This is a genomic window from Rahnella sp. ChDrAdgB13, from assembly GCF_017655185.1.
GTDB classification, from domain to species: domain Bacteria; phylum Pseudomonadota; class Gammaproteobacteria; order Enterobacterales; family Enterobacteriaceae; genus Rahnella; species Rahnella contaminans.
In genome coordinates, this window is sequence record NZ_JAEMGT010000001.1 from 67,417 (window position 1) to 94,165 (window position 26,749).

Genomic DNA, 26,749 nt, shown 5'->3' on the forward strand with positions numbered 1-26,749 from the left:
ATTCAGAGTTCGCGGTCTTTCGCCTGCTGCATCATGACCGGATAAAATTGCCAGAAGAGTTGCTCAAGTGCGTCGTAATTGAGCTCTATATCGTGGAAAGAGCCGCTCAGTGCGCTGAGTTTTGGGCGGCGGTTCGCCATGCCCTGCAAGACTTCGCCGATGAACGGCAGAACGGCATAACGCTCCAGCCAGCGCTGTGGCCAGATAAAGTTATTCAGGTTCTGAAAACGTTCCGGCATGCCCGGAAGCTGCGGCTCGATTTCCTGCTGACAGGCGGCGATAAAATCTTCCAGCGGCTGTTGCGGATGCAGGGAATTCCAGTGGCGCGACAGGAAGTGATCCCACACCACGTCGAGCGTAATCGGCGAGACGCGGCGGAAATCATCCCGAAAATAGCTGCGGGCAATTTTCACTTCGGGCAGGGAATCCGTCATGACATCGACGCGACGATGCATGCGGATCCCACTGACAATTTCCGGGCTGTATTGCCCGTCAGGATTACCCCGAACAAAATCCGCCAGCAGATTGCCCAGCAGGGAACTGTCGGCCAGAGAGGCCAGATGGAGGTGCGCTAAAAAATTCATCGGGCGAGTATAACGCAGGAAAGTTGATCCCTGACAGGGCAGCGGGTGCCTTTCTTCGTTCATAAGCTTGCAGGGGATGCCCCGTCCCACTAGACTAAGCCGCCTGTTTTTGTCGTTAAAGTGAAGTGAAAAGCCATGCGTGTTGCCGATTTTTCTTTTGAACTCCCGGAATCCCTGATTGCCCGCTATCCGCAGACCCAGCGCAGCGGCTGTCGTTTGTTGTCTCTTGACGGGCCGAGCGGTGAGTTAACGCACGGCGTGTTCACCGATATTCTCGATAAAATCCTGCCCGGCGATCTGCTGGTCTTCAATAATACCCGCGTGATCCCGGCCCGCGTTTTTGGCCGTAAAGTCAGCGGTGGTAAAATTGAAGTGCTGGTTGAGCGCGTGCTCGATTCGCACCGCGTTCTGGCGCACGTTCGCGCGTCGAAATCGCCAAAGCCGGGCGCTGAATTGCTGCTGGGTGATAACGAAGATATTAAAGCCACGATGGTGGCGCGTCACGACACCCTGTTTGAGCTGCAATTTAATGAAGACCGCGATGTCTTTACGCTGCTCAATGAAATCGGCCATATGCCGTTGCCGCCTTATATTGATCGTCCGGATGAAGATGCTGACCGCGAGCTGTATCAGACGGTTTACAGCGAACGCCCGGGCGCCGTTGCCGCACCGACCGCCGGTCTGCACTTTGACCAGCCGCTGCTGGATGCGCTGAAAGAAAAAGGCGTTGAGCTGGCGTTTGTCACGCTGCACGTCGGCGCGGGGACTTTCCAGCCGGTGCGCGTTGACACCATTGAAGACCACATCATGCACGCTGAGTACGCCGAAGTGCCTCAGGAAGTAGTCGATGCGGTTCTGGCGTGTAAAGCGCGCGGCAATAAAGTGGTGGCCGTGGGCACTACGTCAGTTCGTTCTCTGGAAAGCGCGGCGAAAGCCAGTGAAAGCGCGCTGATCGCGCCATTCTTCGGCGATACTAAAATCTTCATTTATCCGGGATACCATTATCAGGTGATTGATTGCCTGATTACCAATTTCCATCTGCCTGAATCCACGCTGATCATGCTGGTGTCGGCGTTTGCCGGATACAAAAATACCATGAATGCCTACCACCAGGCGGTGGCAGAGCAGTACCGTTTCTTCAGTTATGGCGATGCGATGTTCATCAACCGTAACCCACTGGCGCCGCAGGAAGTGGTGGGTCAGTAAACCTGAATCAGCAGTTAACGGCCTGGACGCACTCGGTGTATTCAGGCTTTCTTTTCCGGGCGTCATGCCACGGACTTAACCTCATCAGACTGTTTCTCTGATGCTGGAGGCAATGTGAAATACGAATTAAGCACTACCGATGGCCGTGCGCGTCGCGGACGTCTGGTCTTTGAACGTGGCGTGGTTGAAACTCCGGCATTTATGCCTGTGGGCACTTACGGCACCGTAAAAGGCATGACTCCGGAAGAAGTCAAAGAAACCGGCGCACAGATTTTACTGGGCAACACGTTCCACCTGTGGCTGCGTCCGGGGCAGGAGATCATGAAACTGCACGGCGATCTGCATGATTTCATGAACTGGCATGGCCCGATCCTCACCGACTCCGGCGGCTTCCAGGTTTTCAGCCTGGGCGCGATGCGTAAGATTAAAGAAGAAGGTGTGCATTTCCGCAATCCGATCAACGGTGATCCGGTGTTCCTGAGCCCGGAAAAATCCATGGAGATCCAAAACGATCTGGGTTCTGACATTGTGATGATCTTCGATGAATGTACGCCATATCCTGCTGACTGGGATTACGCAAAACGTTCGATGGAAATGTCTTTACGCTGGGCAAAACGTAGCCGCGATCGCTTCAACGAGTTGAATAATAAGAATGCTTTGTTCGGGATTATTCAGGGAAGCGTTTACGAAGATTTACGAGATGTATCATTAAAAGGGCTGGTAGATATCGGCTTTGATGGTTACGCTGTGGGCGGTTTGGCAGTAGGCGAGCCGAAAGAAGACATGCACCGTATCCTTGAGCACGTTTGCCCGCAAATCCCGGAAGACAAACCACGTTATCTGATGGGCGTGGGTAAACCGGAAGATTTGGTTGAAGGCGTACGTCGCGGTATCGATATGTTTGACTGCGTCATGCCAACGCGTAATGCGCGTAACGGCCACCTGTTTGTCACCGACGGTATCGTAAAAATCCGTAACGCCAAGCATAAAGATGACACCTCGACGCTCGACGAACACTGTGATTGTTACACATGTCGCAATTATAGCCGCGCCTACTTGCATCATCTCGACCGTTGCAACGAAATTCTCGGTGCGCGGTTGAATACCATCCATAACCTGCGCTATTACCAGCGTCTGATGGCCGGTTTACGCCAGGCTATCGAAGAAGGTAAATTAGAGCAGTTTGTGACAGACTTCTACGAGCGCAAAGGCAAGCCAGTTCCGCCTTTAAACTTCTGATTTCTTTGCCGTGTCGGCATCTCCACAAGGTGGTGCCGATTTTATCATTTGTTGAACCGGCATTATGGGGTATTGTGCGAGACGTTTCATCGCCAGACTCCGGCTTGGATCACTGTTATTTTCTAAAACAATTTTGCTTCACAACAACAATGAGGGAATTTAAATGAGTCTTTTCATTTCCGATGCTGTCGCAGCGACTGGCGCACCATCACAGGGAAGTCCTTACTCTCTGGTTATTATGCTGGTGGTATTTGGTCTGATTTTCTATTTCATGATCCTGCGCCCGCAGCAAAAGCGTTCTAAAGAACACAAAAAACTGATGGATTCCATCGGTAAAGGTGACGAAGTCATGACCACGGGTGGTTTGATCGGTCGCGTAACGAAAGTAGCCGAAACTGGCTATGTGGTTATCGCACTGAACGACACTAACGAAGTGATGATCAAGCGTGACTTCGTGGCAGCAGTTCTGCCAAAAGGCACGATGAAGTCTATCTAATTTTCGATTTTCCCGAAGGGAACTGCCGTGTTAAACCGTTATCCTGCGTGGAAGTATCTGATGCTGGTCGTTGTGATCATCGTCGGGCTGCTTTATGCACTTCCCAACCTTTATGGTGAGGATCCGGCTGTTCAAATCACTGGTGCTCGGGGTTCCGACGCCAGTGCAGTAACGCTGGACCAAGTCCGTAACGCTTTAGATCAAAATAACATTCAGAGCAAATCTATTGCTCTGGAGAATGGCGCTATTCTTGCCCGTTTTAAAGATACGGATGTTCAGCTTCGCGCTCGTGAAGTGCTGAACGGCGTTCTGGGCGACAAATTTGTGATTGCACTTAACCTGGCTCCGGCAACGCCGCGCTGGTTGAGCATGCTGGGTGCTGAGCCGATGAAGCTGGGCCTCGACTTGCGTGGTGGTGTTCACTTCCTGATGGAAGTGGATATGGATACCGCGTTAAGCAAGCTGCAAGAACAAACGATGGACAACATGCGCAGCGATTTGCGCGACAAGAATATCCCTTATGCCACGGTGCGTAAGCTCGACAACTATGGCGTTGAGGTGCGTTTCCGTGATGCTGCGACCCGCGATGCGGCCGTCAGCTATCTGACCCCACGTCACCGCGATTTAGTCATCACCAACAGCGGCGATACTGCTGTTAATGTGGTGATGACGGATGCCCGTCTGAATGAGGCGCGCGAGTATGCGGTTCAGCAAAACATCACTATCCTGCGTAACCGTGTAAACCAATTGGGTGTGGCCGAGCCGCTGGTACAGCGTCAGGGCGCAGACCGTATTGTGGTTGAGTTGCCAGGTATTCAGGATACTGCCCGCGCTAAAGAAATCTTAGGCGCAACGGCAACGCTGGAATTCCGTCTGGTTAACACCAATGTGGACGCCTCTGCAGCGGCAACAGGCCGTGTTCCGGGTGACAGCGAAGTGAAAAATACCCGTGATGGTCGCCCGGTTGTCCTGTACAAACGTGTGATTCTGACCGGTGACCATATCACTGACTCCACATCCAGCATGGATGAATACAATCAGCCACAGGTTAACATTTCTCTCGACAGCGCTGGCGGTAACGCCATGTCTAACTTCACCAAGGATAACATTGGCAAACCGATGGCAACCTTGTTCGTGGAGTACAAAGACAGCGGTAAGAAAGATGCCAATGGCCGTTCGATTCTGGCGAAACAGGAAGAAGTGATTAACGTCGCGACGATTCAGTCACGTCTGGGTAACAGCTTCCGTATTACCGGTGTGAACGATCCGAATGAAGCCCGCCAGCTTTCTCTGCTGCTGCGCGCCGGTGCGTTGATTGCGCCAATTCAGATCGTTGAAGAACGTACCATCGGCCCGACCCTGGGTATGGAAAATATCAAGCAAGGTCTGGAAGCCTGTCTGGCAGGACTTGTGGTTTCAATTATCTTCATGCTGTTCTTCTATAAGAAGTTTGGCCTGATTGCGACCACTGCGCTGATTGCTAACCTGGTGCTTATTGTGGGGATCATGTCCCTGATACCGGGTGCAACACTGACCATGCCGGGGATTGCGGGTATCGTATTAACCCTTGCCGTAGCGGTTGATGCCAACGTACTGATTAACGAACGTATTAAGGAAGAGCTTAGTAACGGACGTTCAGTACAGCAGGCTATCGAAGAAGGTTACAAAGGCGCGTTCAGCTCCATCTTTGATGCCAACGTCACGACGCTCATCAAGGTTATCATCCTGTATGCCGTCGGCACCGGGGCAATTAAAGGCTTTGCGATTACAACCGGTATTGGTGTAGCGACGTCAATGTTTACCGCAATCATCGGTACCCGTGCCATCGTAAACCTGTTGTACGGCGGCAAGCGCATCAAAAAGCTGTCTATCTGAGGAGTGCGTTGTGGCACAGGAATATACTGTTGAACAATTAAACCATGGTCGTAAAGTCTATGACTTTATGCGATGGGATTACTGGGCTTTCGGTATCTCTGGTTTCCTGTTGATCCTTTCTATCGCCATTATCGGTGTGAAAGGTTTCAACTGGGGTCTGGATTTCACCGGCGGTACGGTCATTGAAATCTCGCTGGAAAAACCTGCGGATTTGGACGTGATGCGCGCAGCGCTTGAGAAATCAGGCTTTGCCGATCCGCTGGTACAGAACTTTGGTAGCAGCCGTGACATCATGGTACGCATGCCACCGACTCAGAGTGAAACCGGCGGCCAGGTTCTGGGTACCAAAGTTCTTAGCGTGATTAACGAAACGACCAGCCAGAATGCTCAGGTGAAACGTATCGAGTTCGTCGGGCCGAGCGTAGGGGCCGATCTGGCGCAGAATGGTGCTATGGCGCTGTTAGTGGCGCTGATCGCTATCCTGATTTACGTCGGTTTCCGCTTCGAGTGGCGTCTTGCCGCAGGTGTTGTTATCGCGCTTGCTCACGACGTTGTGATCACCATGGGTGTACTCTCGTTGTTCCATATCGAAGTTGACTTGACCATCGTCGCTTCACTGATGTCGGTTATTGGTTACTCACTTAACGACAGCATCGTGGTATCGGACCGTATTCGTGAGAACTTCCGCAAGATCCGTCGCGGGACACCTTACGAAATCTTTAACGTGTCGCTGACCCAGACGCTGCACCGTACATTAATCACATCCGGTACCACGTTAGTCGTGATCCTGATGTTGTATCTGTTTGGCGGTGCATTGCTCAGTGGTTTCTCACTGACCATGTTGATTGGTGTTTCAATCGGTACGGCTTCATCAATCTACGTTGCGTCCGCGCTGGCTCTGAAACTGGGCATGAAGCGTGAACATATGTTGCAGCAGAAAGTGGAAAAAGAAGGTGCAGATCAGCCTTCGATTCTGCCGTAATCTGCCGGTAGCGTAGAAAGTAAAAACCCCGCAATGCGGGGTTTTTTTATGTCTGATTTCTAAAACTGAAAGCCCAATTTTTACTTCGCCGGAACCGGTTCTGCGGCCTGAGCGGGTTTCTGCGTGGCGACAATATTATGCAGATGAACAAAGCCCAGCGTTTCAACGGTCATCTGATCGAATTTCACCTCTATCGTTTTCACCGGACCCGGCAATAAATCCGGTTCAACCGTGATGGTCTGCGTTTGCATATCTACAGTCAGCGGCTTGCCTGTCACTGGATCCAACTGGCCCCAGTTCAGTGTGGCGGTAAATGCAGGCAGCGGCTTGCCGGCATTATTTTTAATCTCTAATACGGCCTGAACACCGCTGGCATCCGGGGCAACGCGGGTCAGTGCAAGGCTCAGTTCGCCAATTTCACTCTTCACCAGTGCAGCGCTTTTCGCCGCAGGAAGCAAATAGACCCCGTTAGTGGACTGGCGGTTCAGCGTAGTTTGCTGTTCCAGCGCTGTCGCCAGATCGGTCAGGCGGGAGAGTTTTTGGTTCAGTTGGCCTACTTCGGCTTTCAGTTCCGGTAACTTGGGATCTTGCTGTGCGCAGCCCGCAAGGCTGAACAATGCGGCAAAGGCCAGTAAGAGGCGGGGAGGTTTTGTCATATCAGAGACTTCCTTTCATCTGCCCATTGAAACATTCGTTCCGGGCACCAATATAAGATGAGTAAGTTTAACCTGATGTCTATGAAAGTAGCGACAGCCTTTGTTGTCGGCACACTTCGGGGTAAACTGGTGTCCAATTATGCTCGCTGTCAGGAAGTGCTATGCATTGCCCATTTTGTGCCGCTGTTGATACTAAAGTCATCGATTCCCGCCTGGTAGGTGATGGATCTCAGGTCCGCCGACGCCGCCAGTGTCTGGACTGCCATGAACGCTTCACGACTTTTGAAGTGGCGGAACTGGTGATGCCGCGCGTCATTAAAAGCAATGAAGTTCGCGAACCTTTCAACGAAGACAAGCTTCGCAGCGGCTTTCTGAAGGCGCTGGAAAAAAGACCGGTCAGCTCCGACGACGTCGAAACGGCCATCAGCCACATTAAATCGCAGTTACGGGCTACCGGTGAACGTGAAATTCCTGCCAAAATGATTGGTAATCTGGTGATGGATGCCCTGAAAGGGCTGGATAAAGTCGCCTACATCCGCTTCGCATCGGTTTATCGCAGCTTTGAAGATATCCGTGAATTTGGCGAAGAGATTGCACGTCTTCAGGACTAAGGAACGTTAATGCTCCCCGAACAGCCTGCCGGAACATCGTCTGACGAATTACACCGTGATGAACGCTTTATGGCGCGTGCTTTTGAGCTGGCGCGTCGCGGACGTTTCACCACCACACCCAATCCGAACGTCGGCTGCGTGATCGTCCTTAATGGCGAAATCGTCGGTGAAGGCTATCATTTGCGTGCCGGTGAACCGCATGCGGAAGTTCATGCATTACGCATGGCCGGTGAGAAAGCCCGGGGCGCGACCGCGTATGTCACGCTCGAGCCGTGCAGCCATCACGGGCGTACGCCGCCTTGTGCCGATGCCCTGCTGGCTGCCGGTGTGACCCGCGTAGTCGCCGCGATGCAGGATCCCAATCCGGAAGTTGCCGGGCGCGGTTTGTATCGCCTCAAACAGAACGGCATTGACGTCAGCCACGGGCTGATGCATTCCCAGGCGGAAGCCGTGAATCTCGGTTTCCTCAAACGTATGCGTACCGGTTTTCCTTACGTGCAGCTCAAAATGGGTGCGTCGGTGGATGGCAGAACCGCGATGGCCTCCGGCGAAAGTCAGTGGATAACTTCTCCGGCAGCCCGTGCGGATGTTCAGCGTTTTCGCGCAGAAAGCTCGGCGATTCTGAGCACCAGTGCCACCGTCCTGGCCGATAATCCTTCGCTGAATGTTCGCTGGAGCGAACTGGGCAGCGATGTGCAGGCGGTTTATCCGCAGGAAAATCTGCGTCAGCCGCTGCGCATTATTCTCGACAGTCAGAACCGCGTCACGCCAGAGCATCAGCTGGTGAATTTACCCGGCGACGTGTTGCTGGCGCGTCTGGACACTGATACGCAAATCTGGCCTGAATCCGTCGAACAATGGCGTGTGGCCGGACGCGATAATCGTATAGATCTGGTTCTGCTGATGATGCAACTGGCAAAACGCCAGATAAATTCCATCTGGGTAGAAGCGGGGCCGCAACTGGCGGGCGCCTTATTACAGGCAGGTCTGGTGGATGAATTAATCGTTTATATGGCACCGAAACTATTAGGTAATAATGGCCTGGCGCTGTGTGAACTGCCCGGCTTAACGTACCTGGCCGATGCCCCTGAATTTGCTTTCAGCGATGTCAGGCAAATTGGCCCGGATTTACGTTTGCGCCTGAAGCCAGTGTACTAAACAACACGTACTGAGAATTTTACGCCTCTCTGTCTGAATGGGTTTGAAAAGCGCATGTCCAGACAGGGTAATTTTATGATAGAATCCGCCCCCCTGCGGCGGGGGTTAGAAACTCCTGAACCCACTTTAAGGAAAACTATGAACGTTATCGAAGGTGCTGTAGCCACGCCGAACGCGCGCGTAGCGATCGCGATTGCTCGTTTTAATAATTTCATCAACGACAGCCTGCTGTCAGGTGCTGTTGATGCGTTGAAACGTATCGGTCAGGTCAGCGATGACAACATCACCGTAGTCTGGGTCCCTGGCGCATACGAATTGCCTCTGGCAACCCGTGCACTGGCTGAAAGCGGTAAGTACGACGCCGTTGTTGCGCTCGGAACTGTGATCCGCGGGGGCACTGCCCATTTTGAATTCGTAGCGGGCGAATGCAGCTCTGGCCTGTCCAGCGTTGCAATGAACAGCGAAATCCCGGTTGCCTTTGGTGTGTTGACGACAGAAAGCATCGAACAAGCCATCGAACGCGCAGGGACAAAAGCCGGTAACAAAGGTGCAGAAGCTGCACTGACCGCGCTTGAAATGATTAATGTTATCAAGGCTATTAAGGCCTGAATCTAGTTAAGGGGAAATCCGTGAAACCTGCTGCTCGTCGCCGCGCCCGTGAATGTGCCGTCCAGGCGCTTTACTCCTGGCAGTTGTCGAAAAATGACATCGCCGATGTTGAATTAGAATTCCTGACCGAGCAGGATGTCAAAGACGTAGACATTGCCTATTTCCGCGAACTGCTGTCTGGTGTGGCAAACAGTGCAGAGAAACTCGATGCATTGATGGCGCCATACCTGTCCCGCCAGTTGGACGAATTGGGCCAGGTGGAAAGAGCGATTTTGCGTCTGGCTCTGTTTGAGCTGAGCAAACGCCAGGACGTCCCTTACAAAGTGGCGATCAACGAAGCTATCGAACTGGCTAAAACCTTCGGTGCTGAAGACAGTCATAAGTTTGTCAATGGTGTGCTGGATAAAGCGGGCCCGCACATTCGTAAAAAATGATCGTCAGCCAGGGTCAGTGGCATTCATAAATGGCGACAGTCATTTTCGGTGCAATACTGAGTCTGTTGATAATCTGGTGATGTCACCTCGCTTATCCTCTGTGTGACACCCCTTTTTAAGGCCGGGCTTCCGGCCTTAAGTCATTCTAACGATTTGGAATTGTACTATGGCATGCGGCGAATTTGATGTAATCACTCGCTACTTCAACAGGTTCAGAACCGCCCGACAGGATGTTCAGTTAGGCATTGGTGATGATTGTGCCTTGCTGACAGTGGGCGAGAAGCAACTTTTAGCAGTCAGTACCGATACTCTGGTCGAAGGCATCCATTTTCTCAAAACGATTTCACCGGCTGATCTTGGCTACAAAGCGCTGGCCGTTAACCTCAGCGATCTGGCTGCTATGGGCGCCGATCCTGCCTGGGTTTCTCTGGCGCTGACGCTTCCTGAAGTGAACCCTGACTGGTTGCAGGCATTCAGTGACAGCCTCTTCGACCAGCTCAATTATTACGGTATGCAGCTGATTGGCGGCGATACCACCCGCGGTCCGCTGAGCATGACCCTGACTATTCAGGGGTTAGTGCCCGCTGGTCGCGCATTAACACGCGGTGGCGCTGGTGTCGGAGACTGGATTTTCGTCACCGGCACGCTGGGCGACAGCGCGGCGGGTCTGGCAATCCTTCTCCAGGAGCTGAATGTCAGTGATATTCCAACCCGCGATTTCCTGCTGAAACGCCATCTGCGTCCGTCACCCCGCGTTTTGCAGGGGCAGGGATTGCGCGATTTAGCGACCTCAGCGATCGACCTGTCCGACGGGCTGATTTCTGATCTTAAACATATACTGAATGCCAGCGAATGCGGCGCGCGTCTGGATCTCGATGCGATCCCGTTCTCCGATGCTATGAAGTCGGTTGCTGACCATGAACAGGCGCTGAAATGGGCGCTGACGGGCGGCGAAGATTACGAGCTGTGCTTTACCGTACCGGAAATCAACCGTGGCGCGCTGGATGTTGCGCTCAGCCATCTGGGCGTTGATTTTACCTGTGTCGGGCAAATTGCTCCGCATTCCGAGGGCCTCAAATTTATGCGTTCCGGGGCTGCCGTTGAGCTTGAATGGCAGGGGTTCGATCATTTTGCCGGTAGGGAGTTGTTGTGAATATAAGCCGTAAAAAACGCCCGGCAGGGTACAAAGGAAAAACCGGTGATCCGGTGCAGGACATGGCGGCCGCGAAAAAGCGTCTGAACCTGCGTAATCCGTGGCACTTACTGGCAACCGGTTTTGGCAGCGGATTATTCCCTGTCGGACCGGGCACCGCAGGCTCCATCGCCGCGATCCCATTCTGGATTGTCATGACATATCTGCCGTGGCAGGTGTACTCCATGATCGTCATGTTCAGTATCTGTATCGGCGTATATTTGTGTCGCCAGACTGCGCGTGACATGCGGGTTCATGACCACGGCAGTATCGTGTGGGATGAGTTTGTTGGCATGTGGATCACGCTGATGGCGATCCCGGTAAACGACTGGCGCTGGGTGCTGATCGGATTTATCGTTTTCCGCGTGCTGGATATCTGGAAACCGTGGCCGATCCGCTGGTTTGATCGCAACGTTCAGGGCGGGATGGGGATCATGATCGATGATGTGGTCGCCGGTGTTCTGGCTGCCGCAATTATCTATCTGGTGGGACATCACTGGCCGTTGTTCTGAACTGATTTGCTGTGACGTGATGTCAAAGGCGCTGCCGGTTTCGCGCAGCGCCTTTTTACCTTTCAACCGCGTATCAGCCGCTGTGATTATTTAAAACCAGTGGCCTCGTGCGGTACATACGCCATTTCCAGCTCTGCAATTTCTTCTGCTGACAACGTAATGTCTAGCGCGCCAATAGCATCCGTCAGATGCGCAAGGCGGGATGCACCGATAATCGGTGCGGTCACCACGTGCTTACTCAGGATCCACGCCAGCGCGATCTGCGCACGCGCCACCCCGTGATCTTCAGCGATTTTACCCACGCGTTCAGCAATTTTACCGTCGGCCTCATCGGTGGCGTCATATAGCGTTTTGGCAAAATTATCGGAAACAGAACGCGCCGTGGTTTCTCCCCACGGACGGGTCAGTTTGCCGCGTGCCAGCGGACTCCATGGCAGCACCGCAATATTCCTTTCCAGGCACAGCGGATACATTTCATTTTCTTCTTCACGCTGGATAAGATTGTATTGATCCTGCATCGACACAAAGCTCGCCCAGCCGTTTTGTGCCGAGACATCCAGCGCCTGTTTAAACTGATGGGCGTGCATGGATGATGCGCCGATAAAACGTGCCTTACCGGCTTTGACGACGTCATTCAGCGCTTCCAGCGTTTCTTCAATGGGCGTTTCGTAATCCCAGCGGTGGATTTGCAGCAGATCGACATACTCCATGCCAAGGCGGCGCAGGCTGTCATCAATGGATTGCATAATCGAAGCGCGTGACAGCCCCGGCTTCAGGCCGGTGACGGCGTTGTAAACCTTGGTCGCCACGACAATCTCATCACGCTTTGCAAAGTCCTTCAGCGCGCGGCCGACGATTTCTTCGCTGCTGCCGTCGGAATAGCTGTTGGCGGTATCAAAGAAATTTATTCCCGCCTCAAGCGCCTGTTTAATGATCGGGCGGCTGCTTTCTTCGGGCAGTGTCCATGCGTGGGTTCCGCGATCCGGTTCACCGAACGTCATACAGCCAAGGCACAGGCGTGAGACGTTCAGGCCGGTTTTTCCGAGAATAGTGTATTGCATGACATCTCCTGGTCAGGATGAATTGAAATCAGAAAGTCGTGAAAATGATTAGCACGCTATAACTGTAGCTTACTGAACGCCAGGATTGGGTGACGGGGGAAAAAGTTAGAAAGGAAAATCCCCTCTTTCAGGCTGAAAGAGGGGAAAAGGCTAGGCCAGCCAGTCGGTGATCTGACGGTCGATGCCTTCAGCGTCCAGCCCCAGATCGTGACGGATTTCGTCCTGTGTGCCTTGCGGAACAAAGTTGTCCGCCAGGCCGATATTGAGCACCGGCACCAGAATGCGTTTGGACATCAGCAACTCATTCACGCCGCTGCCCGCACCACCCATAATGGCGTTTTCTTCCAGCGTCACCAGCACTTCATGGCTGGCCGCCAGTTCCTGAATCAGAGCCTCATCCAGCGGTTTCACAAAACGCATATCCACGACGGTGGCATTACGTTTTTCAGCCGCTGCCAGCGCGTCCGGCAGTAAAGTACCGAAGTTCAGGATGGCAACTTTCTCGCCTTCACGACGCACAACGCCTTTGCCAATTGGCAGCGACGCCAGCGGTTCACAGGTTGCGCCCGTGCCGTTGCCGCGCGGATAACGCACGGCAACCGGGCCGCTGTTATGGTGATAACCGGTATGCAGCATCTGGCGACATTCGTTTTCATCGCTTGGCGTCATGATGGTCATGTTCGGAATGCAGCGCAGGAAAGACAGGTCGAAAGCGCCCTGATGCGTCTGACCATCTGCCCCGACGATGCCGCCACGGTCAATGGCAAACAGCACGGGCAGATTTTGGATGGCCACATCGTGGATCACCTGATCGTACGCGCGTTGCAGGAACGTCGAGTAAATCGCGACAATCGGCTTGTAGCCGCCAATAGCCAGACCGGCGGCAAAAGTCACGGCGTGCTGTTCAGCAATTGCAACGTCGAAATACTGCTGCGGATATTCACGCGAGAAGCGCACCATGCCGGAGCCTTCACGCATCGCAGGCGTAACCGCCATCAGTTTGCTGTCTTTGGCTGCGGTCTCGCACAACCAGTCGCCGAAAATTTTCGAGTAAGTTGGCAGACCTTCTTTGCTTTTTGGCAACGTGCCGGAAGCCGGATCGAATTTCGGCACTGCGTGGAAACTGATCGGATCCTTTTCCGCTGGTGCGTAACCTTTGCCTTTTTTAGTCATGATGTGCAGCAATTGCGGGCCTTTCAGCTCGCGCATGTTTTTCAGCGTTTGCGCCAGCGCAACGACATCGTGCCCGTCAACCGGCCCGATATAGTTAAAGCCCAGCTCTTCAAACAAGGTACCCGGCACCATCATGCCTTTCAGATGTTCTTCGGTACGGCGCACCAGTTCTCTAATCGGTGGCAGACCGGACAACACTTTTTTACCGCCTTCACGCAGGTGCGAGTAAAGTTTTCCGGACAAAAGTTGCGCCAGATGATTGTTCAGCGCACCGACGTTTTCGGAAATCGACATCTCGTTATCATTGAGGATGACCAGCATGTCAGGTTTGATATCGCCCGCGTGGTTCATGGCCTCGAAAGCCATCCCGGCGGTGATGGCGCCATCGCCAATCACGCAAACGGTGCGCCGGCCTTTGCCTTCACGCTCGGCGGCAACGGCCATGCCGAGACCCGCACTGATAGATGTCGAGGAGTGGCCCACGGACAACGTGTCATATTCGCTTTCGCCGCGCCAGGGGAACGGATGCAGCCCGCCTTTCTGGCGGATGGTGGAAATGCGTTCGCGACGGCCGGTCAGAATCTTGTGCGGATAGGCCTGATGGCCGACATCCCAGACAACGTGGTCGAATGGCGTGTTGTAGACATAGTGCATCGCAACGGTCAGTTCTACCGTTCCCAGACCGGACGCAAAGTGTCCGCTGGACTGGCTGACGCTGGCCAATAAATATTGACGCAGTTCGTCACAGAGCTTGGGCAGACTCTCTTTAGGGAGTGAGCGGAGATCTTCGGGATTCTCCGCCAGCGCCAGTGTCGGGTATTTGGCTAATTCAAGACTCATCAGTTGCTCATAGTAAGTTTAATTATCGCGTTCAATGATAAAGCTGGCTAACGCGAGAAGTGGCGCTGTGTTGTAAGAAAGTGCAGCCAGCTGATCCAGTGCGGAAACGGCTTCCTGATACAGATCCATCGCTTTGGCTTTTGCGCCGTCCAGCCCCAGCAGGGCAGGGTAGGTACTCTTCCCGAGTTGCTGATCCGCACCCTGACGTTTGCCGAGCGTAGCGGTGTCGCCAATCACATCCAGAATATCGTCCTGAACCTGAAACGCTAAGCCGATAGCTTGTGCGTAGTTATCCAGTATAGGCAAAACGGCACGTCCGGTTTCACCGGCAGCCAGCGCACCCATGCGCACGGCGGCGCGGATCAGCGCACCGGTTTTATGGCGGTGGATTTTTTCTAACGCTTCAAGACCCACCTGCTGGCCTTCTGCGGCTAAATCCAGTGCCTGACCGCCACACATGCCGCTGGCTCCGCTGGCGCTGGCCAGTTCGGAAATCATCGACAGGCGGTCTTTCACGGCCACGTCCGGCATATCACCATCGGCGAGAATCGAAAATGCCAGTGTCTGTAGTGCGTCACCGGCAAGAACAGCATTGGCTTCGCCAAATTTAATGTGGCAGGTCGGCTGGCCACGGCGCAAATCGTCGTCGTCCATCGCAGGTAAATCATCGTGGATCAGTGAATACGCGTGAATACATTCCACGGCGGCGGCTGGCGCATCCAGATTCTTCAAATCAAGGTTGAACAGCTGACCGCTGGCATACACCAGATACGGGCGCAGACGTTTTCCGCCCAGCAGCGAACCGTAACGCATCGCGTCCACCAGCGGTAAATCTGCCAGAGGTTGTGCGCTGACGTAGGCCGTCAGAACGCCATCGACACGCTTTTGCATGGCACGAAGTTCGCCAATAAAGCTGTCAGAAGAAGATAAGGAGATCGCTTCAGACATGACCAGTTACTCTGCTTCCGGGGTGAACGGAGTCAGCGGAGCCTCGTTGTCGCTGTCGAGCAGGATCTGAACACGCTGTTCTGCCTGTTGCAGCTTTTGCTGCCCCTGACGTGCCAGCTGGACGCCTTGTTCAAATTCGTTCAGCGCATCTTCCAGAGGCAGCTCGCCAGACTCAAGGCGGGAAACGATCTGTTCCAGTTCGGCCAGGGCCGTTTCAAAATTGGCAGGTGGTGCAGATTTTTTTGGCATAATTCTCTTTTGATATCGTTGATCAGAATTGATGATCAGAGGTCTGAGCCGCAGAGCCGGTTTTCAGCCTCGAGAGACATTCCTGTTCAGCATGACATCTGCTGTCGGGTTTTGTGCACAGAGTACGCATTTTAAGTGATATACTCTGCGCCGCAGATATTATTGCTAAGCCCAATGTGGCACATAACATACATCTGGCTTAGCAATAATAGGATCCTAGATCCTTATTCAGCGACTTACTACCCCGTTTTTTCACCCGCTAACAAAAGACTGCCATGAAGTTTATCATTAAATTGTTCCCTGAAATCACCATCAAGAGCCAATCTGTGCGTTTGCGCTTCATTAAGATCCTCTCAAGCAGCATCCGCAACGTTGTGCGGCCGCATGATGAGACGCTGGCAGTAGTCCGCCATTGGGATCATATCGAAGTTCGCAGCAAAGACGAAAGCAAACACGATCTGATTCAGGAATTACTCTGCCGTATTCCAGGTATCCGTTATGTTGAAGAAGTGGAAGACCGTCCTTACACGGATCTTCACCATATTTTCGAACAAACGCTGGAAGCCTATCGTGCTGAAGTAGAAGGAAAAACGTTCTGCGTACGCGTTAAGCGTCGCGGTAAACATGATTTTTCTTCAACCGAAGCGGAACGCTACATCGGCGGCGGCCTGAATCAGCACGTCGAATCTGCGAAGGTCAGCCTGAAAGATCCGCAAGTGACGGTGAAACTCGAAATCAACGACGATCAGCTGGTGTTGGTAAAAAGCCGGCTCGAAGGTCAGGGCGGTTACCCGATTGGCACGCAGGAAGATGTGCTTTCGCTGATTTCCGGCGGTTTCGATTCCGGCGTGTCCAGTTATATGCTGATGCGTCGCGGCTGTCGTGTGCATTATTGCTTCTTCAATCTGGGCGGCGCGGCGCATGAAATCGGCGTGAAACAGGTAGCACATTATCTGTGGAACCGTTTTGGCAGCTCACACCGCGTGCGTTTCATCTCTGTCGATTTCGAACCGGTGGTGGGTGAAATCCTCGAAAAAGTCGAAGACGGTCAGATGGGCGTTGTCCTGAAACGTATGATGATTCGTGCCGCCTCTTCCATTGCTGAGCGCTACGGCGTTCAGGCGCTGGTCACTGGTGAAGCGCTCGGTCAGGTGTCCAGCCAGACACTGACCAACTTACGCCTGATCGACAACGTGTCTGACACGCTTATCCTGCGTCCGCTGATTTCCCACGATAAAGAACACATCATCAAGATTGCCCGTGAAATCGGCACGGAAGATTTTGCGAAAACTATGCCGGAATATTGTGGCGTGATTTCCAAAAGCCCGACCGTGAAAGCCGTGAAAGCGAAAATCGAAGCCGAAGAAGCGATGTTCGATTTCAGCGTGCTGGATAAAGTCGTCAGCGAAGCGCGAAATGTCGATATTCGCGAAATTGCAGCGCAAGCCGCAGAAGTCGTGCCGGAAATTGAAACGGTCGCTGAATTTACGTCAACCGATATCGTGCTGGATGTCCGTGCGCCGGATGAAGCCGACGCGCAGCCGCTGACACTGGAAAACGTTGAGGTTAAACCTCTGGCGTTCTACAAACTTGCGACTCAGTTTGGCGATCTCGACCAGACCAAAACCTATCTGTTGTATTGTGACCGTGGCGTAATGAGCCGTTTGCAGGCGCTGTATCTGAAAGAACAGGGCTTTGATAATGTAAAAGTCTATCGCCCATAGTCATTAAGCGTTAGCCAAAATAAAGGGGTTCAGCCATGCTGAGCCCCTTTTGCTTTGCGGCATCCGGATTAGGATTCGCGTGCGCCTTCGTCGGTGTAGTTATAAATACCTGGCGCCAGAACCAGTTGTGCGGCAATTTCTGCGGCTTTGGTTTTGCCCAGAAGCAGGTCGATAATTTTAAGTGCGAACTCCATGGACGTTCCCGGCCCCTGGCTGGTGAGCAGGTTTACGCGCGGATCGAAAATCACCCGGCGATCGGACCATTTGTTCGGATCGATTTTGTCTTTCAGGCCCGGAAAACCGGTCATGTTACCGACAGGGAATAAATCGTGATATTCCAGCACCAGCGCGGGTGCGGCGCAGATCGCCGCCACGATTTTACCGCTGACGTGCATCTGACGGACTTTCTCCACCAACAGCGGGCTTTCACTGAAACAGGTCGCGCCGCCAAGGCCGCCGGGCAGAACAACGACGTCGTGGTCGTCATCGGCGACATCCACCAGCGCGGCGTCTGCCAGAATACGCACACCGCGTGAACAGCGGATTTCAAGATTGCCATCCCCCGCAACGCTGGCGGTGGTGACGTGGATACCGGCGCGAACCAGCAAATCAATCACGGTGACGGCTTCAATTTCCTCGCTACCAGGTGCCAGGCAGACCAGTACCGATGCGCTCATAGTCGTTTTCCTTTCTTTTAATTTGTTCAAATAATCGGGTATTAACCGGCAGGTTGAGTCCGTATTTGCGTCCGCGACGCAGCAGATAGCCAGTAATGTAATCAATCTCAGTGTGACGCTGGTTGCGGATATCCTGCAACATGGAAGAGTGATTGGCGGCGGTGGAATCAATCACCTGATAAATAAAGCTCAGCAGCGATTCACTGTGAATTTCCACGCCTTCAATCGCCATGACCTGCGCGACTTCCTGACAGATTTGTTCAATCTGGTCGGCATACGCCAGCAAATCCCCGTTGGTACATTCGTAGTTGGCGGTCAGAGGATTAATCACGCAGTTCACCGCCAGTTTATTCCACAGCGACGGCTTGATGTTGTCGTGCCACGCGACGTCCGGCAGCGCGTGATGCAGCACATCTGCCAGCGAACTCAGCGCCGCAGCGCGTGGCGAAACTGGCCCGATATGCGTGGCACCAGTGGCAACGTGGAGAATGGCATTGCCTTCGTGACGCGCCGCGTGCGTGGTCGCGCCCTGCAAAATCGCCAACCGGTTTGGCGGCAATTCATCGACGGTTCCCATGCCGTTGTGCAGCAGTAATATCGCGCAATTATCGTTCAGCATCGGCATCAGCGCGCTGACGGCTCCGGAAACCTGCCAGGCTTTGAGGGTTACGAGCAGTAATTCGCTTTGCGCCAGATGCTCAGGATCGTTGGTGGGCAGGTTACGGTTAAAGGCGATGCCTTCGGGGGAAATCACGTTGACGGCACAAAATGGCTGCGGAATACGTATCCAGCCCTGAACGTCGTGGCCTTGCTGATAAAGTGCTGAAAGCCAAAGTTGCCCCAGCGCACCACAACCAAGAACTGTTATTTTCATTGTGCCTCCCGGGAAATGCGGCGAAAACCGCCGTTAAAGCCGGTTGTAGAAAGAATATTCTGCTGTCCGGTTATCTTATTAGTATAGACATTTGTGCTGTACATCACATTTCCACCTGTACTTTTTGACCATTGGAGCATTTCATGTTCGGTGGTTTGCTGTTGTTTGGCATCGACGGTTGAAGGCGGTATTATGCACGCCATATAACGTGCAATACAAAAACTACAGGGAGAAGCGATTATGCCGTCTTTTGACATTGTTTCCGAAATCGACATGCAGGAAGTGCGCAACGCCGTGGAAAATGCCAGCCGTGAACTGCAAACCCGCTGGGATTTCCGCAATATTCCGGCCAGCTTCGATCTCAACGAGAAAAACGAGAGTATCAAAGTGGCCAGTGAATCTGATTTTCAGGTTAATCAGCTGGTTGATATTCTGCGTGAGAAGTTAGCTAAACGCGGCATTGAAGGCGGGGCGCTGGAAATTCCTGAGCAGATGGATCACAGCGGTAAAACGTACAGCGTTGAAGCTAAACTGCATTCTGGGATTGAATCCGCGCTGGCGAAGAAAATCGTCAAGCTGATCAAAGACAGTAAAATCAAAGTGCAGGCGCAGGTACAGGGCGACGAAGTTCGCGTCACCGGCAAAGCGCGTGATGATTTGCAGGCCGTGATGGCGTTAATCCGTAACGGCGATTTAGGCCAGCCCTTCCAGTTTAAAAACTTCCGCGACTAATAGCCTTCGACCTTCGCGCTGCAGATGCGTTGACTGGCGGGAATATTAAAGGGGCGCTGTGCGTCCCTTTTTTATGGTGGTCACTTCGGCTGGCGTAGCCTTTTCACCAGTTCGAAGTCTTTAAAGTAGATCGGTTTATCGTGCTGCATTGAAAGATTTCCGGCGACCCCGGTCAGGATCGACATCGCTCCGGCCCGATGATCGGCCGCGCGTTTTAACGGATCATCTTTGCGCTCGCCGAACAGGTCTTCCAGCATGGCATTATCGCCGCCGCCATGACCGCCTTCTCCCAGCTGGAATTGGGCTTTCCACGGTTGTGCAAATAACGGGTAAACCGTGATTTCTGCTGTTTCGATACTGCCTTCATTCTCACGTTTCCCACCGGCATTCACGTAAGACATTTCGACGATTTTCATTTCAATGCGGCCTTTGGTGCCGTTGAACACCACGTTCAGTCCTTCCCACGGCAGATACGCATTCAGTGAATAAGTCAGCTGCACTTTGTTGTGGTATTTCACCAGCACCGATAGCGTATCTTCAATATTAATGCCGTCGCTGAATACGCTCTGGTCGCGGAAATAGTTATCCTCATGCTCGGCATCCAGGTACAGCGCTTTGAGCTGCGCATTCTCTTCCATGTGCAGAGCAAACGGATCGTTCTGCGCCTGCGGATAGCCATGTGCACGCGGATAAAATTGAGTCACGCCGCGCTTCTCGGCATTCTCTTTTCCATAAAAACGCAAATCACCCTGGGCATACACTTTTTCCGGTGTGCTGTTCAGCCAGAAGTTCATCAGGTCGAAGTGGTGGGTGGATTTATGCACCAGCAGGCCGCCGGAATTGCGTTTTTCACGGTGCCAGCGACGGAAATAATCTGCGCCGTGTTCGGTATTGAGCAGCCATTCAAAGTGCACAGAAAGCACTTCACCGATGGTTTCCTGCTGGAGTAGTTCGCGGATTTTGCTGTGATGCGGGGCGTAGCGGTAATTGAACGCGACGCGAACCTGATAGCCCGTGGCATCGACAGCATCCAGAATGCGCAGCGCGCGCTGTTCATCAATGGTCATTGGCTTTTCAGTGATGACGTCACAACCGGCGTGCAGGGCGCGGACGATATAGTCGTCGTGGGTGCGATCCATGCTGGTGACAATCACGATGTCCGGTTTAGTTTCGTCGAGCATTGCAGAGAAATCGGCAGCTTTCCATGTTGATACACGGGCGATGCCACTCTGCTCAAGCTGGCGGTTTGCATAATCCATTCGCGTCTGGTTTGTATCGCAGAAGGCCACAAATTTTGCGTTGTGGCGGTATTTGCCGGTGATCGCTTCAATGTACAAACCTGAGCGACCACCGGTGCCAACGAGAGCATATGTTTTCATGAGATCCTCAATAGGCCCGAAAGCCGTCATCACTGACAAAATTTTGTTAAGGAATTCTTGAGGATAATGATTACTGGGGTTTTTTAAGTGAGGAGAGTCACGCGGTGGGGATAAAATTGAAACGCTGTGCCAGTTTGCAGGCACAGCATTTATTAACGTCAGAGGGTGTCAGGCAGCGCTGACCAGTTGTTCGAGAGCCTGGCGGTTGGTCTGTTTGGTATCGACCTTCACGTAAGCACTGAATTCTTCCGGTACGACTACCGCTTCTGCCACGCCCGGCTGGGCCAGAATGCGCGCCTGAAGGGCGGAATCTTTTACCGCCAGTTCAGACAACGTAATGCGCAGGCTGCTGACGTACGGCGGTTCGGTCATAGTGGAACTGACCAGCAACCAGACAATGGCAATTGCCGCACAGACCAGGAACACCGCGCCAGCACCTGCGTTTCCGTAAACATAACCGCCTAAGCTTCCGCCAATCGCCACCCCGATAAACTGGCTGGTGGAATACAAGCCCATCGCGGTGCCTTTGTATCCTGCCGGAGATTCTTTGCTGATAAGCGAGGGCAGAATGGCTTCCATAACGTTAAACGCCAGGAAGAACAGCTGGATACCGGCAATCACGGCCCATAAATGCAGACCCGCCGACCACAGCACGATTTCCGCCAGCAACAGTACTGCGACACAGCCCATGAATACCTGTTTCATGTGGCGTTTTTTCTCGGCGTAGATAATGACCGGAATGACGGCAACGAAAGACGTAAGCATGGTGATCAGGTAAACGCGCCAGTGTTCGCTTGGCGGGAAACCTGCGTGTTCCATCACTTGCGGTAACACCACAAAACTCGACATCAGCAGGATATGCAGACACAAAATTCCGAAATTGAGTTTCAGCAATTTGGCGTTGCTCAGCACTTTACCGAAGCTGCCTTTCACCATGCTCGATTCACGATTAAGAATGTGCGTGGCAGGGGAGGGCACCACGGCAACGGTAATAATGATGCCGAGAATAGTCAGTACTGCGATGGCCCAGAACAGGGCGTGTAAGCCCCACGCGTGCGTGATAATCGGGCCGAGCACCATCGCAATTGCAAAGGTAATGCCGAAGCTGATGCCGATAAACGCCATTGCTTTGGTGCGGTTCTGTTCGCGGGTCAGGTCAGACAGCAGGGCCATGACGGCGGCAGCAATCGCGCCGGAGCCTTGCAGGGCACGACCAATGATCACGCCCCAGATAGATTCGGTTGAAGCAGCCACAATGCTGCCGATGCAGAAGATGACCAGACCAAAGACGATCAGGGGTTTGCGGCCCACGCGGTCAGAAAGCAGTCCAAACGGGATTTGGAAAACGGCCTGTGCCAGTCCGTAAATGCCTATGGCGATGCCGATCAGTGCTTCGCTGGCGCCGGAGAGTTTCATGCCATAAGTGGTCAGTACTGGCAGAACCATGAACATGCCAAGCATGCGCAAAGAAAATACTGTCCCTAGTCCCCATGTAGCCCGACTTTCCTGCGGGGTCATCTGGTTATCGTTCACATTACTACCTCAAAATAACAATCCGACATTTTAATGATTAAGCCGGCCTGGGTAAAACGATGGATCTTTAGCAGATATTACGGGATTTGCCTGATGCTCAAAGCAAAAGAAAAGGCCAGTATTGCTACTGGCCTTTCGCTATGATTTCAGAGCGTTACACTGAAATTGTGTGTTACCAAACGTAGGTCAGCAACGATGTTGGCGCAGAATTAAAATCCACGGACATCATGAAGCTCAGCGACATGATAGTGATGATGGAAAAACCAAACAGTTTTCTCGCCCACACCACGTCGTTTTCCGTTTTGTAACCCTTCAGTGCCATGCCCAGCCACCAGATACTGACAGCGGCGGCAACGACCAGGTATTTATACCCTGCGTAACCGCTCAGGGTCAGCATCAGCGTCGCAATCATAAACGCCAGAATGTAGACGATAATATGATGTTTGGCGACAGAGATGCCTTTCACCACTGGCAGTACCGGGATGCCTGCTGCCTGATAATCTTTGAAGCGGAAGATGGCAATCGCGTACGAATGCGGCATCTGCCACAGGCTGAAGATCAGAAGCAGGATCAGGGCACCGGTATCGAACTGGCCTGAAACGGCGCAGTAACCGATAACCGGTGGCGCTGCGCCAGACAAGCTGCCGATCAACGTGCCGTATACCGAGTTGCGTTTCATGTACAGGCTGTAAACGCCGACATAAACCACAAAGCCCATCACTGCCAGCCACATCGCCAGCGGATTTGCTCCGATATACAACAACGCAAAGCCCGCAATACCCAGAATGGTCGCGTAAACCAGGCTTGTTTTCGGCGGAATAAGCCCTTTCACCAGGACCCGGTTCTTCGTTCTTTCCATGATCCGGTCGATGTCGCGGTCGATAAAGTTGTTAAATACACAACCCGATGCGACAACCAGCGAAACACCCACCAAAGTGGCGAGAAAGAGTGGGAAGTCGATGCTGCCTTTGGCAGCAAGGAGGAATCCCCCGATGACAGAAATTAAGTTGCCGAAAATAATTCCTGGTTTCGTTACTTGCAGGTATTGCTTAATCATCACGTGCAGCTCGGCTCTTTAACTGACCATCATATTGAGGTTGAGGTTATACATAATCCACAATGAGCCCACAACGACGATAAAGATAATCACAGCGGTGAACAGAAGTGCCACCAGGTTCCAGCGCTCTTCCGACGACGTATTCATGTGCAGGAAGAACACCAGATGGACAACGATCTGGATGATTGCGGACGCAACCACGGTACCCAGGATCAGTGAATGTGATGCCGTGTCGGTCATGACCATGGCAAACGGGATCACCGTCAGGATAACCGACAAGATGAAGCCAATCGCATATGACTTCAGGCTGCCGTGGCTTGCGCCACCATGGGAAGTAGCAGAATGACTCATTACATCGCTCCCATCAGATAAACAACGGTAAACACGCAGATCCACACTACGTCCAGGAAGTGCCAGAACAGGCTCAGACACATCAGACGGGTTTTGTTAACTTCAGTCAGACCGCGACGTGAAACCTGAACCATCATGGTCAGGATCCAAATCAGGCCACAGGTCACGTGCAGACCGTGGGTGGCGACCAGTGCAAAGAAGCCAGACAAGAAACCACTGCGCTGCGGGCCATAGCCTTCAGCAATCAGGTGATGGAATTCATAGAGTTCCATCCCGATGAAGCCTAAACCGAACAGGAATGTCAGGAACAACCAGCCGTTAACGCCTGCTTTGTTACCCTTGTTCATGGCCAGCATTGCAAAGCCGTAAGTGATACTACTGAACAGCAGGCAGAAGGTTTCTACCAGCACGAACGGCAGTTCAAAAATGTCTTTACCAGTGGGACCGCCAGCGGTCCCGTTTACCAGTACTGCATACGTTGCGAACAGGCTCGCAAACAGGATGCAGTCACTCATCAGGTAGATCCAGAAGCCGAAGACTTTGGTTGCACCTGCGTCGTGGTGCCCATGCTCAGCATGGGCTTCATCGTGGTGAGTCAGAGTATCAGTTGCCATGTTTCACACCTGCTTTACGGATTTGTTCAAAATGCTGGTTTTCAATACGTTCCACTTCTTCAACTGGCACGTAGTAATCAACATCTTCGTCGAAGCTTTTCGCAATCCAGGTCGCAGCCAGGGCAATGAAGCTCACTGCTGCCAGCCACCAGATATCCCAGATTAATGCGAAACCACAAACCAGGCTCAGCATAGCGATGATGAAACCGGCGCCGCTGTTACGTGGCATATGAATCGGTTCATATTTAGCAGGCTGCTTGTAAGCGGTACCTTTCTCTTTCATGTCCCAGAACTCATCACGGTCGTGAATTTGCGGCACGATAGCGAAGTTGTAGAACGGAGGAGGAGAAGAGGTTGACCACTCGAGAGTACGTGCGCCCCACGGGTCACCGGTCAGATCACGGTTCTGGTCACGGTCGCGAACAGAGACGAAGATCATGATCAACTGGCAGAGGATACCGATAGCAATCAGTGCAGCACCACATGCCGCAACAACCAGCAGCGGGTGGAACTCAGGATCGATATTCTGGCTGACGCGACGGGTCATCCCCATGAAGCCCAGTGCATACAGAGGCATGAACGCAACGAAGAAGCCGATGATCCAGAACCAGAATGAACGCACACCCCATTTTTCGTTCAGCGTGAAGCCGAAGGATTTAGGGAACCAGTAAGTCAGACCAGCGAAGCAACCGAAGACCACACCACCGATGATAACGTTATGGAAGTGGGCAATCAGGAACAAACTGTTGTGCAGCACGAAGTCAGCACCCGGAACCGCCAGCAGAACGCCAGTCATACCACCAACAGAGAAGGTGATGATGAAGCCAACGGTCCACAGCATCGCCGCGTTAAGCGTGATACGACCCTGATACATCGTGAACAGCCAGTTGAAGATTTTTACCCCAGTCGGGATAGAAATGATCATCGTCATGATGCCGAAGAAGGCATTGACGTTGGCGCCTGAACCCATGGTAAAGAAGTGGTGCAGCCAAACGATGAACGACAACACGGTGATGGCGATGGTTGCCCATACCAGCGAGGTGTAACCGAACAGACGTTTTTTGGAGAAAGTTGCAGTAACTTCCGAGAACACACCAAATACTGGCAGAACCAAAATGTACACTTCCGGATGGCCCCAGGCCCAAATCAGGTTGATGTACATCATCATGTTGCCGCCCATATCATTCGTGAAGAAATGGGTGCCCAGATAACGGTCTAATGTCAGCAGTGCAACAGTCACGGTCAGAATCGGGAAGGACACGATAATCAACACGTTGGTGCACAGTGCGGCCCAGGTAAATACCGGCATTTTCATCAGCGGCATGCCTGGTGCGCGCATCTTCAGGATGGTCGCAAAGAAGTTAACACCGGTCAGCAAGGTTCCGACACCGGATATCTGGAGACTCCAGATCCAGTAATCTACCCCGACCCCCGGACTGTATTCCTTACCTGACAGTGGCGGATAAGCCAGCCAGCCGGTCTGTGCGAACTCGCCAACACCCAGAGAGATGTTGATAAGCACAACAGCCGCGGCGGTGAACCAGAAGCTCACGTTGTTCAGGAACGGGAACGCAACGTCGCGCGCACCGATTTGCAAAGGAACCACCACGTTCATCAGACCGATTACGAAAGGCATCGCCATGAAGAAGATCATGATAACGCCGTGCGCGGTAAAGATTTGGTCATAGTGATGAGGCGGCAGGAAGCCCGGTTCACCTGCAGAAGCAAGAACCTGCTGGCTACGCATCATGATCGCATCGGCAAAGCCACGCAGCAGCATGACGAAGGCCAGAATGATGTACATGATACCTAATTTTTTGTGGTCGACAGACGTCAGCCACTCGGTCCACAGATACTTCCACTTACCGAAATAGGTGATGCCGGCAAGAACAGCCAGGCCACCAATGATAATCGCGGCAACTGTGACCATGATAATCGGTTCATGATACGGAACCGAATCAAGCGTTAATTTTCCGAACATCG

Annotated in this window: 28 protein-coding genes; 13 read left to right on the plus strand and 15 right to left on the minus strand. The window is 52.8% G+C overall.

Features of this window, described 5'->3' with window-relative positions:
- Nucleotides 1-2: 2 nt before the first annotated feature.
- Nucleotides 3-584, minus strand: a complete 582-nt coding sequence (locus tag J8X26_RS00320) for an ACP phosphodiesterase (protein WP_152327853.1) — start codon at nt 582-584, stop codon at nt 3-5.
- A 135-nt stretch (nt 585-719) separates the two neighbouring features.
- On the opposite strand from J8X26_RS00320, the gene queA reads away from it, so the two are divergent.
- From queA to secF, 5 genes are all read left to right on the plus strand, one after another.
- Nucleotides 720-1,790, plus strand: a complete 1,071-nt coding sequence (gene queA / locus J8X26_RS00325; protein WP_152327854.1) for a tRNA preQ1(34) S-adenosylmethionine ribosyltransferase-isomerase QueA — start codon at nt 720-722, stop codon at nt 1,788-1,790.
- Between the two features lie 114 nt (nt 1,791-1,904).
- Nucleotides 1,905-3,029, plus strand: a complete 1,125-nt coding sequence (tgt, locus tag J8X26_RS00330; protein WP_152327855.1) for a tRNA guanosine(34) transglycosylase Tgt — start codon at nt 1,905-1,907, stop codon at nt 3,027-3,029.
- Between the two features lie 163 nt (nt 3,030-3,192).
- Complete coding sequence (gene yajC, locus J8X26_RS00335; protein WP_013576670.1) at nt 3,193-3,525, plus strand: preprotein translocase subunit YajC; 333 nt, start codon at nt 3,193-3,195, stop codon at nt 3,523-3,525.
- A 27-nt stretch (nt 3,526-3,552) separates the two neighbouring features.
- Nucleotides 3,553-5,400: a protein translocase subunit SecD gene (secD, locus tag J8X26_RS00340; RefSeq protein WP_152327856.1), complete on the plus strand. Its 1,848-nt coding sequence runs from the start codon at nt 3,553-3,555 to the stop codon at nt 5,398-5,400.
- A 10-nt stretch (nt 5,401-5,410) separates the two neighbouring features.
- Nucleotides 5,411-6,382, plus strand: a complete 972-nt coding sequence (gene secF / locus J8X26_RS00345; RefSeq protein WP_152327857.1) for a protein translocase subunit SecF — start codon at nt 5,411-5,413, stop codon at nt 6,380-6,382.
- A gap of 80 nt (nt 6,383-6,462) precedes the next feature.
- On the opposite strand, the gene J8X26_RS00350 is transcribed toward secF, so the two are convergent.
- A complete protein-coding gene (locus J8X26_RS00350) occupies nt 6,463-7,038 on the minus strand; it encodes a DUF3251 domain-containing protein (protein ID WP_152327858.1) in 576 nt (191 codons plus the stop codon).
- A 161-nt stretch (nt 7,039-7,199) separates the two neighbouring features.
- Here J8X26_RS00350 and nrdR point away from each other — a divergent pair, with 161 nt between their 5' ends.
- The 6 genes from nrdR (at nt 7,200) to pgpA (ending at nt 11,554) form a co-directional block, all read left to right on the plus strand.
- On the plus strand, nt 7,200-7,649 hold the full coding sequence (gene nrdR, locus J8X26_RS00355) for a transcriptional regulator NrdR (protein ID WP_104923087.1): 450 nt from the start codon (nt 7,200-7,202) through the stop codon (nt 7,647-7,649).
- Between the two features lie 9 nt (nt 7,650-7,658).
- Entirely contained in the window at nt 7,659-8,807 is a 1,149-nt protein-coding gene (gene ribD / locus J8X26_RS00360) for a bifunctional diaminohydroxyphosphoribosylaminopyrimidine deaminase/5-amino-6-(5-phosphoribosylamino)uracil reductase RibD (RefSeq protein ID WP_208949883.1), read from the plus strand.
- Nucleotides 8,808-8,945: 138 nt separating this feature from the next.
- Nucleotides 8,946-9,416 carry a 6,7-dimethyl-8-ribityllumazine synthase gene (gene ribE, locus J8X26_RS00365; protein WP_101075472.1) on the plus strand — a complete coding sequence of 157 codons (471 nt, stop codon included), beginning with the start codon at nt 8,946-8,948 and terminating at the stop codon, nt 9,414-9,416.
- 20 nt (nt 9,417-9,436) lie between these two features.
- A complete protein-coding gene (gene nusB, locus J8X26_RS00370) occupies nt 9,437-9,850 on the plus strand; it encodes a transcription antitermination factor NusB (RefSeq protein ID WP_101075473.1) in 414 nt (137 codons plus the stop codon).
- A 166-nt stretch (nt 9,851-10,016) separates the two neighbouring features.
- Nucleotides 10,017-11,003: a thiamine-phosphate kinase gene (thiL, locus tag J8X26_RS00375; protein ID WP_165059290.1), complete on the plus strand. Its 987-nt coding sequence runs from the start codon at nt 10,017-10,019 to the stop codon at nt 11,001-11,003.
- 62 nt (nt 11,004-11,065) lie between these two features.
- Nucleotides 11,066-11,554 carry a phosphatidylglycerophosphatase A gene (gene pgpA / locus J8X26_RS00380; RefSeq protein ID WP_101075798.1) on the plus strand — a complete coding sequence of 163 codons (489 nt, stop codon included), beginning with the start codon at nt 11,066-11,068 and terminating at the stop codon, nt 11,552-11,554.
- 86 nt (nt 11,555-11,640) lie between these two features.
- Here the strand turns inward: pgpA and J8X26_RS00385 are convergent, their stop codons facing one another.
- The 4 genes from J8X26_RS00385 to xseB all read right to left on the minus strand — a co-directional run bounded on the left by J8X26_RS00385 (nt 11,641) and on the right by xseB (nt 15,825).
- Nucleotides 11,641-12,615, minus strand: coding sequence for an aldo/keto reductase (locus J8X26_RS00385; protein WP_208949884.1), 975 nt, complete (start codon nt 12,613-12,615; stop codon nt 11,641-11,643).
- 150 nt (nt 12,616-12,765) lie between these two features.
- Complete coding sequence (dxs, locus tag J8X26_RS00390) at nt 12,766-14,628, minus strand: 1-deoxy-D-xylulose-5-phosphate synthase (RefSeq protein ID WP_165059293.1); 1,863 nt, start codon at nt 14,626-14,628, stop codon at nt 12,766-12,768.
- 18 nt (nt 14,629-14,646) lie between these two features.
- On the minus strand, nt 14,647-15,576 hold the full coding sequence (gene ispA / locus J8X26_RS00395; RefSeq protein ID WP_208949885.1) for a (2E,6E)-farnesyl diphosphate synthase: 930 nt from the start codon (nt 15,574-15,576) through the stop codon (nt 14,647-14,649).
- A gap of 6 nt (nt 15,577-15,582) precedes the next feature.
- Complete coding sequence (gene xseB / locus J8X26_RS00400) at nt 15,583-15,825, minus strand: exodeoxyribonuclease VII small subunit (protein WP_165059295.1); 243 nt, start codon at nt 15,823-15,825, stop codon at nt 15,583-15,585.
- A gap of 275 nt (nt 15,826-16,100) precedes the next feature.
- On the opposite strand from xseB, the gene thiI reads away from it, so the two are divergent.
- Nucleotides 16,101-17,549 carry a tRNA uracil 4-sulfurtransferase ThiI gene (gene thiI, locus J8X26_RS00405; RefSeq protein ID WP_152327864.1) on the plus strand — a complete coding sequence of 483 codons (1,449 nt, stop codon included), beginning with the start codon at nt 16,101-16,103 and terminating at the stop codon, nt 17,547-17,549.
- A 68-nt stretch (nt 17,550-17,617) separates the two neighbouring features.
- On the opposite strand, the gene yajL is transcribed toward thiI, so the two are convergent.
- The 3 genes from yajL to J8X26_RS00420 are packed head-to-tail and all read right to left on the minus strand — an operon-like array spanning nt 17,618 to nt 19,357.
- Nucleotides 17,618-18,226: a protein deglycase YajL gene (yajL, locus tag J8X26_RS00410; RefSeq protein ID WP_165059296.1), complete on the minus strand. Its 609-nt coding sequence runs from the start codon at nt 18,224-18,226 to the stop codon at nt 17,618-17,620.
- Nucleotides 18,189-19,100, minus strand: a complete 912-nt coding sequence (panE, locus tag J8X26_RS00415) for a 2-dehydropantoate 2-reductase (protein ID WP_208949886.1) — start codon at nt 19,098-19,100, stop codon at nt 18,189-18,191. Before panE ends, yajL begins: the two co-directional genes overlap by 38 nt.
- Entirely contained in the window at nt 19,097-19,357 is a 261-nt protein-coding gene (locus J8X26_RS00420; RefSeq protein WP_208949887.1) for a hypothetical protein, read from the minus strand. Before J8X26_RS00420 ends, panE begins: the two co-directional genes overlap by 4 nt.
- On the opposite strand from J8X26_RS00420, the gene J8X26_RS00425 reads away from it, so the two are divergent.
- Entirely contained in the window at nt 19,341-19,832 is a 492-nt protein-coding gene (locus tag J8X26_RS00425) for a YajQ family cyclic di-GMP-binding protein (RefSeq protein WP_132965051.1), read from the plus strand. The genes J8X26_RS00420 and J8X26_RS00425 overlap by 17 nt on opposite strands.
- An 80-nt stretch (nt 19,833-19,912) precedes the next feature.
- Here the strand turns inward: J8X26_RS00425 and J8X26_RS00430 are convergent, their stop codons facing one another.
- The 6 genes from J8X26_RS00430 to cyoB form a co-directional block, all read right to left on the minus strand.
- A complete protein-coding gene (locus tag J8X26_RS00430) occupies nt 19,913-21,211 on the minus strand; it encodes a Gfo/Idh/MocA family protein (RefSeq protein ID WP_208949888.1) in 1,299 nt (432 codons plus the stop codon).
- A 168-nt stretch (nt 21,212-21,379) separates the two neighbouring features.
- Nucleotides 21,380-22,744: an MFS transporter gene (locus J8X26_RS00435; RefSeq protein WP_152327868.1), complete on the minus strand. Its 1,365-nt coding sequence runs from the start codon at nt 22,742-22,744 to the stop codon at nt 21,380-21,382.
- Between the two features lie 172 nt (nt 22,745-22,916).
- A complete protein-coding gene (cyoE, locus tag J8X26_RS00440; RefSeq protein WP_112287502.1) occupies nt 22,917-23,801 on the minus strand; it encodes a heme o synthase in 885 nt (294 codons plus the stop codon).
- An 18-nt stretch (nt 23,802-23,819) separates the two neighbouring features.
- Nucleotides 23,820-24,152, minus strand: a complete 333-nt coding sequence (locus J8X26_RS00445; RefSeq protein WP_013576648.1) for a cytochrome o ubiquinol oxidase subunit IV — start codon at nt 24,150-24,152, stop codon at nt 23,820-23,822.
- The gene (locus tag J8X26_RS00450; RefSeq protein WP_152327869.1) at nt 24,152-24,766 is read right to left on the minus strand and encodes a cytochrome o ubiquinol oxidase subunit III; all 615 of its coding nucleotides are present in this window, start codon (nt 24,764-24,766) and stop codon (nt 24,152-24,154) included. Before J8X26_RS00450 ends, J8X26_RS00445 begins: the two co-directional genes overlap by 1 nt.
- The gene (gene cyoB / locus J8X26_RS00455) at nt 24,756-26,747 is read right to left on the minus strand and encodes a cytochrome o ubiquinol oxidase subunit I (protein ID WP_152327870.1); all 1,992 of its coding nucleotides are present in this window, start codon (nt 26,745-26,747) and stop codon (nt 24,756-24,758) included. Before cyoB ends, J8X26_RS00450 begins: the two co-directional genes overlap by 11 nt.
- Nucleotides 26,748-26,749: the final 2 nt, after the last annotated feature.